General features: G+C 46.5%; 11 protein-coding genes. 8 read left to right on the plus strand and 3 right to left on the minus strand.

Features of this window, described 5'->3' with window-relative positions; translation table 11 throughout:
• Positions 1–35: 35 nt before the first annotated feature.
• Entirely contained in the window at positions 36–422 is a 387-nt protein-coding gene (locus AABI08_RS01260) for an RNase H family protein (RefSeq protein WP_338343071.1), read from the minus strand.
• Between the two features lie 104 nt (positions 423–526).
• Between AABI08_RS01260 and AABI08_RS01265 the strand changes: the two genes are divergently transcribed.
• The 6 genes from AABI08_RS01265 (at position 527) to AABI08_RS01290 (ending at position 6369) form a co-directional block, all read left to right on the plus strand.
• The gene (locus AABI08_RS01265) at positions 527–904 is read left to right on the plus strand and encodes an EbsA family protein (protein WP_338343070.1); all 378 of its coding nucleotides are present in this window, start codon (positions 527–529) and stop codon (positions 902–904) included.
• On the plus strand, positions 905–1828 hold the full coding sequence (locus AABI08_RS01270; RefSeq protein WP_338343068.1) for an RluA family pseudouridine synthase: 924 nt from the start codon (positions 905–907) through the stop codon (positions 1826–1828).
• Between the two features lie 55 nt (positions 1829–1883).
• Complete coding sequence (gene pyrR, locus AABI08_RS01275; RefSeq protein WP_338343067.1) at positions 1884–2411, plus strand: bifunctional pyr operon transcriptional regulator/uracil phosphoribosyltransferase PyrR; 528 nt, start codon at positions 1884–1886, stop codon at positions 2409–2411.
• A gap of 86 nt (positions 2412–2497) precedes the next feature.
• Positions 2498–3577, plus strand: coding sequence for a carbamoyl phosphate synthase small subunit (locus AABI08_RS01280; protein WP_338343065.1), 1080 nt, complete (start codon positions 2498–2500; stop codon positions 3575–3577).
• Positions 3558–6092 carry an ATP-binding protein gene (locus AABI08_RS01285; RefSeq protein ID WP_338343063.1) on the plus strand — a complete coding sequence of 845 codons (2535 nt, stop codon included), beginning with the start codon at positions 3558–3560 and terminating at the stop codon, positions 6090–6092. The genes AABI08_RS01280 and AABI08_RS01285 overlap by 20 nt, the downstream gene beginning before the upstream one ends.
• Entirely contained in the window at positions 6079–6369 is a 291-nt protein-coding gene (locus AABI08_RS01290) for a DUF7671 family protein (protein ID WP_338343062.1), read from the plus strand. The genes AABI08_RS01285 and AABI08_RS01290 overlap by 14 nt, the downstream gene beginning before the upstream one ends.
• A 68-nt stretch (positions 6370–6437) precedes the next feature.
• Here the strand turns inward: AABI08_RS01290 and AABI08_RS01295 are convergent, their stop codons facing one another.
• On the minus strand, positions 6438–7664 hold the full coding sequence (locus AABI08_RS01295; protein ID WP_338343061.1) for an MFS transporter: 1227 nt from the start codon (positions 7662–7664) through the stop codon (positions 6438–6440).
• A gap of 407 nt (positions 7665–8071) precedes the next feature.
• On the opposite strand from AABI08_RS01295, the gene AABI08_RS01300 reads away from it, so the two are divergent.
• Entirely contained in the window at positions 8072–10318 is a 2247-nt protein-coding gene (locus AABI08_RS01300) for a RelA/SpoT family protein (protein WP_338343060.1), read from the plus strand.
• A gap of 168 nt (positions 10319–10486) precedes the next feature.
• Here the strand turns inward: AABI08_RS01300 and plsY are convergent, their stop codons facing one another.
• On the minus strand, positions 10487–11101 hold the full coding sequence (plsY, locus tag AABI08_RS01305; protein WP_338343059.1) for a glycerol-3-phosphate 1-O-acyltransferase PlsY: 615 nt from the start codon (positions 11099–11101) through the stop codon (positions 10487–10489).
• 275 nt (positions 11102–11376) lie between these two features.
• Here plsY and parE point away from each other — a divergent pair, with 275 nt between their 5' ends.
• Entirely contained in the window at positions 11377–13494 is a 2118-nt protein-coding gene (parE, locus tag AABI08_RS01310) for a DNA topoisomerase IV subunit B (protein WP_338343058.1), read from the plus strand.
• The last annotated feature ends 18 nt before the right edge of the window (positions 13495–13512 follow it).

Here is a 13512-nt window from a genome sequence, read left to right on the forward strand (position 1 = left end):
TGGCTTAAATTCATTTTTTTACACTAACAGTGCCCCTAATCTTGTAGGGCCTGCATGGCCAGGTGATGAGGGCCTTGATTTTTTCGATCCGATATCCAGGTGTAAAAGGTTAAATCAGGATTGGGTAAGAAGGCTAAAATCAGATCGACTTCTTTTTGATAATGCTTGGCATAGCCCTTTTGCATGGAGCTGACTAGGATCTTTGAATCCGAGACGATTTCGACGAGTTGACTTGTTTTTAGGATTGTTAATTCTGATTTAACCGCCCAAAGTAGAGCTAAAAATTCAGCTTTGTGGTTATCCTCACAGTCTGCTAAGCGAACTTTTTTTTGGTATTGTTGACCGTCTTGAACGAGAACAAGACCAGCACTGGCGTGGTGGCTATCTTTTTGATAGGCCGCATCGATTGCTAAACGAATCACATTTTTTTCCTTTCTCGGACTTTTCTTCAGTTCTAACAATACCAGAATGCATTAGTAAATGGTAAAATAATAGATGTTTAGATACGGAACAAGGAGAACGTTTCATGCGTGTTATTCGCGGTTTTTATCAACCAAAGGCGGACTGGTCCAATATTGCTTGGATTATGTGGTTATCCGTTTTAATCATTAGTCCTATTTGGGCTAGTGAGCTTTTTTACAGTATCGATTGGTGGTGGGCGACCTATACCATTATCATAGTCTTGATTGGCCTGTGGACTTTTTTTGGCCGTAAAATGATGCTTGAAAATCAAACATTGACGATTAAAAGTGCTTGGATGATGAAGAAACAAGTGATTGACTTGAATGACTCAGCGGTCAATTGGTTTTTTGACCAAAAGGCACTCATTATTGTGATTGGTGGCCGGCCACGGGCCTACCATCTTTCAAAGAAAATGGCGCAAGCGCTGAAAGGAATGGCCTAAATGGCTGAAATAACACCGGTCACAATGACAATTGACCAAGAACAGGGACGGTTAGATGCCGTTTTAGGACAGGCAAAGTTACCTTATTCGCGGTCAACGCTGGCTAACTGGATTAAAGAAGGGCTCGTGTTAGTCAATGATCAAGCCGTGAAACGGTCTTATGTGGTCAAAAAGGGTGATGTTGTTAGTATTAACCCACCGGCGGTCAAAGAAACGACACTCGAGGCAGAAAATATTCCTCTTGATGTTGTATACGAAGACGATGACCTGCTGGTTGTGAATAAACCCCAGGGAATGGTTGTTCATCCCGCACCTGGTCATTCAGGCGGCACTTTGGTCAACGCTTTGCTTTATCATGCCCCTCTATCAACGATTAACGGCGAATTCCGTCCCGGAATCGTCCATCGAATTGACCGGGATACTTCTGGCTTGTTGATGGTGGCGAAAAATGACCAAGCTCATCATGCCTTAGCCGCTGAATTAAAGGCTCATAAAACGCAAAGAATTTACTATGCGTTGGTGAAAGGAAACTTTGAGGAGAATGAGGGAACCATTGATGCACCGATCGGTCGACACCCTAAGGACCGTAAGAAACAGGCGGTGATTGGGGATGGCCGTGAGGCCGTGACTCATTTTAAGGTGATTGAACGTTTTGTCGGTTATACACTGCTAGAATTGGCATTAGAGACTGGTCGAACGCATCAAATCCGGGTGCATTTGGCTTATATTGGTCACCCGGTCGTTGGTGATAGTGTTTATGGCCACCAGGACAAAATTTTTAATATTAAATTACCAGGTCAGTTGCTTCATGCAAAAACGCTGGTGCTGACTCAACCAAAGACACAAGAGGAACTTCGCTTTGATTCAGCATTACCACCGCTATTTGAACAGGTATTGCAAGAATTGCGTGAAAACCAAGGTTGATAATTGGTGGAAAATCAGTTAGTAACGTCAATAGGCCCGACAGAAAGGACGAAACATGGCAAATAAAGTAGTGTTAGACCAAGATTCGATGCAACGAGCATTGACCCGAATTACTTACGAAATTTTGGAACGAAATAAGGGTGGTCAAAACCTGATTTTGGTAGGGATTAAGACTCGTGGCGAATATTTGGCTCACCGGATTGCTGATCGTTTGGAGCAGCTCGAACAGGTTCAAATCCCAGTGATGGCGATTGATGTAACGAACTATCGTGACGATCACCTGGATAGCGGTGATGACTTGGGCTTGGACCCAACCGAAAAGCTTAACATTGCCAACCAAAACATTGTTTTAGTTGATGACGTGTTGTTTACCGGCCGGACAACTCGGGCCGCTTTGGACGCCTTGATTCAAATCGGACGTCCTCAGGCGATTGCTTTGGCAGTGTTGGTTGACCGTGGTCACCGTGAATTACCAATCCGGGCCGATTTCGTTGGTAAAAACATCCCAACTGCCCAAAATGAAAAAATTAAGGTCAAGGTTAAGGAATTTGACGGGGAAGACTCGGTTGAAATTGTTCATTAGGACAATTTAACTCGTCTTAACCTGGAAAATCAGGACTGGAGAGAACCTGATTTTTTTGAAAATAGTAGATAATGAGAGAAAAAAGTATGGAACGGCACCTAATCTTAGAGGATGGCACGGTTTTTTCTGGCCAGGGCTTCGGCGCACCAGCGACGACTTTTGGCGAGATTATTTTTGATACCGCTACCTCCGGCTATCAAGAAACAATTACAAATCCAATTTATGATGGGCAGATGATTGTCTTTGCGATGCCTGTTGTTGGCGCCGATGGGATCCATGCGGAGGCCTATGAGTCGACCACACCAAAAATTCGTGGTGTGGTTGTTCACGATTTAGCGGAAGTTTCCACTAATCGGCAGCGGCGGATGAACCTTGACCGCTTTTTGCAGCATCATAATATTCCGGGATTATATGAGGTGGATACGCGCAAGTTAATTCGCCACCTTCGTGAAACAGGTCCCCAAAAGGCGACAATCGTTGATGTTGTCGATGACCACGCAGTTGACCAATTGGTGGCCACCGTGTTAACGAATAAACAGGTGCAAAACACGGCTACTCCAAAGGCCTATGCCAACCCCGGTCACGGTTTTCATATTATCGTGATTGACTTTGGTTTGAAGCACGGGATTCTGCGAGTCCTTGGTGACTATGATGCCAATGTGACCGTTCTGCCCTATACGACGACGGTGGACGAAGTGTTGACACTAGACCCCGATGGCATTATTTTGTCGACTGGCCCCGGTAACCCCGAGGACTTGCCCGATTCGGTTTTGACTTTGATTCGGGTTTTACAGACGAAAATGCCGTTGTTAGGACTGGGCCTTGGGCACGAACTACTGGCCTTAGCCAATGGGGCGGAAATTCAAGCCTTGCCGGCTGAGTACCATGGAATGAACCATCCAATCCAAGAAATTATTTCACAACAGCTTTTTTATGCCCGGCAGGGACGAGGTTATGTGATTGACGAGGATTCCTTAGATGGCAAGAAACTCTTTGTGACCCACCGCGACTTGGTGGATGGCTCGGTACAAGGAATTCGTTTGCGGGATAACCCAGCCTTTTCGGTGCAATTCTTTCCGGATGGGGCCCCGGGACCCCTTGAAGCAAACGGAATCTTTGCGGACTTTTTTGAAACGGTAGCAGATTATGTACAAAAAAATAGTTGAAACGCCGGTTAAAAAAGTACTCTTTATCGGTGGTGGCGAAACAGACTTTGGCCTTCAAGGCGAAAGTGATGCCGCAATTTACCAAGTTTTGCCAATTTTAAATGGACTTGGTTATACAGTGACAGTTTTGGATGATAATCCCTATTCGTTGGCCCTGGAATCACCAGCGGCCACCGGATTCTTGCGGACTCTGACTGTTCAAAACGTCAAAAAAATTATTAAGTCTCAAAAGATTGACGGCGTGATGCCACTTTTTGGTGGTGTCCGGGCGTTACGTTTATGGGATCAGGTCGTTTCGGAGTGGCGTGAAGAGGATGGCGTTCTGCCACAAACACTTGGTTTGTCAGCCGGCGAATTGCATGAAGTGAATGATGGGGCCTTGCTCTTTGATCGAATCGCTGAAATTGGCTTAAGTGTCACCGCCTCAGCCGTGGTACAAAACCAAGAAGAAGCAAACGAAATGCTCCGCGACTTGGAGCTGCCCTTAGTTATCCGGGCCCATAACCCAATTCAGGGAACAACGAGACAGATTGTTGATCGCTTGGATGACTTTGACCGTGTGGTTAACCGGGTCATGGACCAATCATTGACCAACGAAGTCTTGATTGCTAAGGCGATTAACGGCCTCAAGGAAGTCTCTGTTTTGGTTGTTCGTGACCGTGATGGCAACTGCCTGCAGGTCGGAGCTTCAGAAGACATGGATCCAATTGGCATTCATACGGCCGACTCGCTCTCAGTGGCGCCGGTTTTGACGGTCTCCGACCAAATTTTGCAGCAGATGCGGATTCAGGCCTTTGCGATTGCTGATTTGATTGGTCTCCGTGGCGTTTTACATGTTCAATTTGCCTTTGATGAAAAAACGGGTGAAATTTACGTCATCAAGGTCTCACCATATCTGGACCACTTGGCCAATCGAATGGCCGTGATGACCGGATATCCAGTGATGTTGGTGGCTGCGCAGTTGGCCATGGGTAAGAAAATTACCGAGGTTTACCTGCCGAATGCCTTTCATGAAAAAACGGCGATTATGGAACCGGTGATGGACCACATTGTCGTTAAGTTGCCCGTTTTCTCTTTCGGTGACCTGGAAGCAATGGGCATTAAAGTTAATCGCCAGTTGAATTCCGTGCAAAAATCAGTTGGGTCGGCTTTGGGATTTGGACGAACATTTGTGGAAGCCATGGAAAAGGCCATTCGTTCGGCTCACTTCAATAACCGGTCTTTTTCACCCAAGTATATGGCTGACGTCTCGGATGATGAACTGATTCAACAGTTGATTCATCCGCAAGACAACCGGGTTTTGCTCTTAATCGAGGCCTTGCGCCGTGGTTATGAAGTCGATGAACTGGCCGAATTAACCAATATCGATGAATTTTATTTTTATCAGTTGATTCGCTTAATTGATATTGAGCGGTCGGTTGACCGGGATAATATTGATGCGGATGCACTGCGACGGGCGAAGAAGTTTGGCCTTTCGGATGGGTTGATTGCCCGTTTTTGGCAAACTGATTTTCAAGCAATTCGTGCTTTGGCTCGGCAAAATAATATTCAACCTACCTATAAGGCCTTGGAGCCGTCGGCTGGTGAATTTCCCGAACATGCCCGTCAATTTTTTGCAACTTTTGAAGAAGAAAACGAGTCGGAACCAATTTGCGCCCAGTCCGTTTTGATTATTGGACCAGGGGCCTTTCGCATGGGGGACGGGGCTTCAGCTGGTTATATGACCAGTGTGACGCTGTCCGAGCTGCATCGATTGGATTACCAAACGATTATCATGAATAACAATGCGGCAGACCCAACTCTGTTGCCACATCTGTCGGACAAACAGTATTTGGAACCTCTGGAAGTTTCAGATGTGATGTCGGTGGTCGATAAGGAACAGCCGCATGCTATTTTGGTTCCAGGTAACCGTAAGAAATTGATTGAGGCGCTGCAGGACATGGGCCAAAATGTGATTGTCTTTCCCAAAGAGAAGCATCATCCAAGTGGTCCTGAAAAACACCAATCGGAGTTTAGCTTGAACTTCTTCTATGATGGTGAAGAAAAGCATCCACTGGTGGTAACGCAACACCGCCCTGGTGAAATCAGAATTCTTGATCAAGCAATTGATCCAGCCCTTTTGGACGATTTGGCATTGGCCAGTCCAGGTCTGTATCAAATTATCTGGCGCGTCGATTTGGACGCCTGGGTCAGCAAGATTCCTTTGCCTGATTTACGCGTGGATACTTGGCTGCGGCCAATGCCATACGGACATATTGCCTACCTAACAAAGGTTTTGGATATGCCGTTGGGCCGGATGATTGTTCGGGCCTGGGTTGGTCAGCTAAATGAGGCCGATCGCCAATACCTAGCGACTATTAAGGGTCAACATGAAACGGCTAAATTAGCGATGGTAGCGAAAAATACCGATTTTGACTTACACTTGCACCCCGATAAAGCCATTGATTTGACCCGTTTTGAGATGGGGGCCAAGGTGGTACCGTACGAAAGCGAGAATAGCGATGGGCAAGAATAACCAGTATCCAACTGAGATTTTATATGGGGTCATGGTCAGTGAAGGAAAGTCCGGCGAATATCAGGTCAAGGACGGCCAAAAGCTTCACCCCTGGCGGATTGGTAAACACACCAAGGGCAAGGTTGTTGGTCCTGGGCAAATCTTTTTGACCGAACAAAATCAGAAGGTCGTTTTAATTAAAACGGCACCACTAGCTTTTAAGAACCGCCATGACTATCAACCGATGGGGCGGTTCACTAGTGAGACGATGGTTGTCCCAGCTGATTTTCAAGAATAAAATGAAGCATCATAAAAAGGCTGCTGAATCACAAATGATTCGGCAGCCTTTTTTGCTGGTGTGAAAATTTAATTTAAGTCGTACTTGCGGTTGACGTTAAAGAAGAAGAGCAAACCGTTCAGGGCAATGATGCCGGCCGAAACAATAAAGATAGCGCGGTAATCAAAGACGTTGGCGATAGCAGCTCCTAACATTGGGCCCATCACAGAGCCAACCGCTTGGAAGGATTGGTTATAGGAGAAGACCCGAGAAACCATGCCGGCCGGTGAGTTCTTGGTTAGCAAGGTTTGAATGGCCGGTAACATGGTCGAATCCGAAATTCCAACCGCAAACCGTAAAAGAATTAATGCGGTGACGGAAGTAACGAAAGCCGTTGGGACAAAGGCGAAGACGGCCATGACGAAGCCAGCTTGAATCAGGTACTTGGTACCAATCTTATCACCCAAGCGGCCGAAGACTGGGGCAAAAATGACGGTGGCCAAACCAGGCATAGCGGCTACAATCCCAGCGATAAAGGTCACGTTGCCGTGGTTGTGCAAAACTTCGCGGACGAAAAGGGAAACGATTGGGTTAATCGACATATTGACAGTCTGAATTAGCATGGTGGTCAAGAAAAGTGAGACCAGTAGTGATTTCTTTGGCAGCGTCTTCCAAGATACCTTGGCGACAGGATTTTCTTCCTTACCTGCAGCAACTGGTCGTTCCTCGACTAAGAACCAAATAAAGAAGAAAACGACTAGAAGAATTAAACCAGTAATGTGGAAGAGTGTTTGGTAAGAAACGACCGAGGCCATGGCACCACCGAAGAGTGGACCGATTAGTTGACCACCGGTAAAGCCGGTCACGATAATTCCTAATGAACGACCCACTTTTTCCTTGGGCGTCTGAGTTGCAATAAGGGCATTGGCATTGGAAACGAAGCCACCTAAGGCACCCTGCAAGGCCCGCAAGGCCAGTAATTCAAAGACGTTTTGGGCAAAGCCCATCAAAAAGAGTGAAATTGCCAAACCAAGGGCGGCGCGCATCATCATTAATTTGCGTCCCTTTTTGTCGGCTACTTTACCCCAGATGGGTGAGACGACAGCGGTCACTAAAAAGTTGATGGCGAAAGCCGCACCAGAATAAAAGGTTAATTCTGATTTAGAAAAGTGGCCCAATGTATCGATGTACAGGGGCATAAATGGCAAGATTTCAGAAAAGGCAACGCCGGTCATAAAGACGGCGAGCCATACAATCCAAACGTTTCGTTGCCAGTTAATCGCTCGATCAGGTGTTTCTCGATCAGGTTCAGTCATATATTGCCTCCTTGACTGCAAAAATTGATAATCTGCTAATCTAGTAGTTTACTCCTTTTTAAAAAAACTTGCACGAAAGGGAGATGACGATTTCGTGAAAAATGCAATCAAACTGACATATAAAGATTTTAAAAATCAGTGAAGTTGGGGTCGCTGGATAGGGACAATACCTGTCTTTATGGGCTTTGTGTACGGTCAGCGGGATGCTAATTTTAATTTGTGGTAGTTAGCTGATAGAATGTTTGGATTCCTGATTTTGAAAAGGCTTGTTTGCCAGGTTAAAGTATTTTATAATAGGAATTACCTAAACACGTTTCCAAAAAAGAAGGACAGTTATTGTTCTTTTTTTCATTTAGCTAACTCAGGCCGCTGCTGGGTAATCTTCATTTAAAGGAAGGTCTTTTTCGATGACCAAGTACAAGGAATACACTGCCAATGATGTGATGGAGATGGTCAAGGCTTACATGCCTGATGACCAGGTTGTCCAGGTGCAAGCGGCCTATGATTGGGCTAAGAATTTGCATGCTCAACAAAGGCGCCATTCGGGTGAACCATACATTATCCATCCGATTCAAGTCGCTGGGATTTTGGCTGAATTAAAGATGGACGAAGCAACGATTGTTGCTGGTTTTTTGCATGACATCGTAGAAGACACCCCAGTCAGCCTGGAAGATGTGACGGAACATTTTGACCCCGTTGTCGGTCGGATTGTTGACGGTGTGACCAAAATCTCAAAAATTAAGTACCAAGATTCCAAGGTTCAGCTTGCCGAAAACCACCGTAAATTACTGTTGGCAATGGCCAAGGATATTCGGGTCATTATCGTCAAATTAGCGGACCGGTTGCACAATATGCGTACTCTTGATGCTTTGCGCCCTGATAAGCAGCGCCGGATTGCCCATGAAACGCTGTCAATTTATGCCCCTTTGGCTGATCGGCTTGGAATTTCTGCTATTAAGTGGGAACTGGAAGACCTTTCTCTTGCCGTTTTGGAACCAGATGCCTACCATCAAATTGCTGGCCAAATGGACATGAAGCGCGAAGAACGGTTAAAGGCTATCCAAATCGCTGTTGATAAAATTGAAGACAGTATCCATGACCTTGGTTTGGAAAACGTGGTCGTTTATGGCCGACCAAAGCATATCTATTCCATTTACCGTAAGTTAGTTGATAAGCATAAGTCATTTGGCGAAATTTATGATCTTTCAGCCATTCGCGTTTTAACAAATTCGATTCCCGATACCTACGCTGTTTTGGGTGCGATTCATGCGCATTGGACACCAATTCCAGGCCGCTTTAAGGATTATATTGCTTTACCAAAGCCAAACGGCTATCAATCCTTGCATACGACGGTGATTGGCCCTTCTGGCAGGCCTTTGGAAGTGCAAATCAGAACCCATGCGATGCACCAAGTCGCTGAATTCGGGGTTGCGGCCCACTGGGCCTATAAGCAACATGGTGGCACATCCAATCAATCAGCCGATGTTAAGGATCAAAGCGAACGTGCTTTAAACGTGATTCAGGGAATTTTGGAGTTGCAGGAATCAGCAACGGATGCCCAGGACTTCATGGATTCGGTCCAAGCCGACCTCTTCGTTGATCGAGTTTATGCTTTTTCACCCGCGGGCGATGTCTATGAATTGCCAAAGGGTGCGGGTCCCTTGGATATGGCCTTTGCCATCCACTCTAATTTGGGAACTAAGACAACTGGGGCTAAGGCCAATGGCCGAATTGTCCCACTGGACTACAAGATTCAAAATGGCGACATTATGGAAATCTTGACTGGCCCCAATGCAAGTCCCTCAAGAGACTGGTTGGATTTGGTTTCAACGCGCAAGGCTCGACATAAGATTAAGCATTTCTTGAAGTCTCAGGACCGCGCCGATAACATCGAAAACGGACTGGAAGCTATCTCGCGTGCGCTCTTTGAAATGCACTTTAACCCGGTTGAATTCTTAACGGATGAACAAATCGCTGCCGTGGCAGAGTCCATGCAGGCCGGTACCCGCGAGGATTTGTTAGCCGCCGTTGGCTATGGTGATATTTCAAGACTAGCGGTTGCCAAGGAATTGACCCGCCACGTTCGTGAAGAGCGTGAGGCGGCGGATGCCGAAGAGCTGCAGAAAAGCTTGTTGGAAGATGGGCAAGCCATTAAAAAGGAACCTCAGGTACCCAAGCAAAAGAGTCGTGACCGTGACAAGCAGTCCGATGTTGTAATTGCTGGGGTTGATAACTTGTTGGTTCGTTTGTCTGGTTGTTGTACACCAGTGCCGGGTGATCCCGTGATGGGCTATATCTCCCAAGGACGGGGCATCGCTGTTCACCGCTTTGATTGCCCAAATATCCACGCAGCCCAGCAAAAGGGGCAGCGATTGGTGGATGTTATCTGGGCGGATGTTAACGGTCAACGGCCAGATTACACCGCTGATTTAACCATCCATGCCGAAAATGAGCCAGGTATTTTGAATGCCATTTTGCGGTCATTGAATGCCAAGACTCGCTTTATTAAAGAAATTAACGGCCATGTCACCAAAGGTGGCATGGTCCAGGTTCAAGCTTCAATTGGCGTGGCCAACTTAGCCCAATTGAATGGCATTATCGATGCCTTGTTGGCGGATCACTCGGTTTACGATGTGAAGCGAACGATTCATTGAAGTGCTGCTGATTGCCATGGGTGGTTGGCGAGACCACTTGTTCTCGGTTAACCACTCATGTGATTCAGCTATTTATCAATCAGATTATTAGACGTTAAAAGGACGCCCTGTCAGTGTTGATGCACTGGACAGGACGTCCTTTTTAGTTGGTTTGGTCAAGCTGATTTTTTAATGGGCCCTTAACCAGTAGACAAGGCCGAAGGGAATCGTTGATTCGGTTCCCGTAAAGATGCGGCCGATGTTTTTACGATGGCGGTAAAAGACAAAAATCGTTAGCGTAATCGCAACGATGGATAAAATCCAGTCGTGATAGTAAAAGACGGACATGCAGGTGGCGAAGGTAAAGCCAGCTATTGAGGCCACTGAAACCATGGAGAAGAGAATCAGGCATAGAATAAAGGTGGCGCAGACCATCAAAAAGAGTGGGGTATTATAAACGGATAAGACACCGGCTGACACTGCCACGGCCTTGCCACCCTTGAAACCAATCCAAATTGAGAAGGTATGTCCCAAGATAGCAAAGAGGCCAACAAGCATGACATTGACGTGGTGCCAGCCGAAGAGTGCTGGCAAAGAGGCGGCCAAAGCGCCCTTGAGGATGTCTAAACATAAGACAATCGTTCCTGGAACAGGGCCCAGGATTCGAAAGGCATTGGTGGTTCCGATGTTACCAGAGCCTTCGGTCCGGATATCTTTATGATAAAAGACCTTACCTAACCAATATCCTGGGACCATTGACCCTAAGAGATAGGCCAAGACCAGGATGAAAGCGATTTTTAACATAGTTTTTAAAACTCCTTTTTTCTAAAAAAGAAACAGCACGATACATTTTACCACAGGATTTTATTTTCCCCGGTTAAATTTTTCTGAGAAGCCCTGGTGAAAAAGGGCGGACGGGGTTTGGCTGATTTTTACGCTTTAGAACTTTTCTTTTTCCCTATTGTCAGTTTGTAAATTTTAATCTATGATAATTATTGATTGTCTAAGATAGTAGCACCACTTGTTTTAACTGACAAGAGTGCATTATCCTAGACGAAATGACGAGAAGGAAGAAGACCGTGGCAAAGCAAACACACTACGACTCAGATTCAATTAAAATTTTAGAAGGATTGGAGGCAGTCCGAAAACGACCCGGGATGTATATCGGATCGACTGATGGACGTGGTCTCCACCATTTGGTTTATGAAATTGTCGACAACGCCGTTGATGAGGCCTTAGGGGACTTCGGAAATGACATTGCGGTGACAATCGAAGAAAATAATGCCATTACTGTTCGTGATTTCGGTCGTGGTATGCCGGTTGGGATGCACTCTTCCGGAAAACCAACGCCCGAGGTGATTTTGACGGTTCTCCATGCCGGTGGAAAGTTCGGCCAGGGTGGCTATGCGACCTCTGGAGGATTACACGGTGTTGGATCATCCGTTGTCAACGCCTTATCGGAACACCTGAAGGTGACAATCGTTCGCGATGGTCATCGTTTTGAAGAAACTTTCGAAAATGGGGGCCATCCAGTTGGCACCCTGATTGATTTAGGTCCAACAAAGGACCATACCGGGACAACGGTCACGTTTAAACCGGATGCAAGCATTTTTTCAACCACTGTCTTTAAGTTCGATACTTTGGCTGAACGCCTACGCGAGTCGGCCTTTTTGATGTCAGGGGTCAAGTTTACCTTGACGGATAAGCGGGTTACGCCCGTTCGTGAAGAGGTTTACCACTACGACCATGGTCTGCAGTCCTTTGTTCAGTTCTTGAATGAAGAAAAAGAGGGCTTGGGTCCGGTAATGACCTTTGAGGGAACGGCAGATGGCATTTTGGTTGACGTTGCTGCCCAATATAACGATGGCTACTCCGAGACGTTGCTATCCTTTGTTAACAACGTCCGGACACAAGACGGTGGCACCCACGAAGTTGGTTTCCGGTCAGCCTGGACCAAGGCCTTTAATGAGTATGCCCGCCGGGTTAACCTCTTAAAGGAAAAGGATAAGAACCTTGAAGGGTCAGACGTTCGAGAAGGATTGTCGGCCGTGATTTCTTTGCGTGTTCCAGAAGAAATTCTGCAATTCGAAGGACAGACAAAGGATAAATTAGGAACCACCGAGGCCCGGGCGGCTGTGGATGGGGTTGTTAATGAAACCTTGTCCCGCTTTTTGCTGGAAAATGGTGACTTTGGTCAAAAGATTGTCCGTAAGGCACTTCGTGCTCGTGAAGCCCGTGAAGCTGCTCGTAAGGCCCGTGAGGAATCTCGGACTGGTAAGTCGAAGGGCAAGCGTGACCGCTTATTATCTGGTAAGTTGGCGCCAGCCCAGTCGAAGAACGCCGATAAGAACGAATTGTTCCTCGTCGAGGGTGATTCGGCCGGTGGCTCTGCTAAGCAAGGGCGAGACCGGAAGTTCCAGGCGATTTTGCCGTTGCGTGGTAAGGTCTTAAATACCCAGAAGGCGAAATTAGCGGACATCCTCAAAAACGAGGAACTTTCGACCTTGATTTACGCCATTGGTGGCGGAGTTGGTCCTGATTTTAATATCAAAAATGCGGCCTTTGATAAGATCATTATCATGACCGATGCCGATGACGATGGGGCCCACATTCAAACCTTGTTGCTGACTTTCTTTTATAAGTACATGCGGCCATTGATTGAGGCCGGTCGTGTCTACATTGCTTTACCACCACTTTACCGGGTGAAGTACCGTGGCAAGAAGGAAGATTCTTTTGCGTGGACAAATGATGAATTGGCCACGATTACAGCAGCAGCCAAGGTGAAGTACGAATTAACGCGTTTCAAGGGCTTGGGCGAAATGAATGCGCCGCTTCTCTGGGAAACGACGATGGACCCTGAATCGCGGACGTTGATCCGGGTTAAAATTGATGACGCCGTTTTGGCCGAAAAGCGGGTAACAACGTTGATGGGTGATAAGGTTGATCCTCGGCGTCAATGGATTGAAAATAACGTTCAGTTTACCCTGGAGGAAGACGGTTCCATTTTGGATAACGTTGCTGGTGGTGACGAAGCAAACGCCCAGGTTTTTGAACAGGCGATGGCTGGCCACAATGCCGATGATGATGACGACCAAGATGCCCAGGTGATTGTTGCTAAGGGAAAATCAGCTAAGAAACAGGCGGATGACCCAGCAAGAAAAGTTTCAGACCACGTTGAGAACTTAGACTTGTTTTAATAATTAATTTAGAAAGGT

This window comes from Fructobacillus evanidus (genome assembly GCF_963580165.1).
Classification (GTDB): domain Bacteria; phylum Bacillota; class Bacilli; order Lactobacillales; family Lactobacillaceae; genus Fructobacillus; species Fructobacillus evanidus.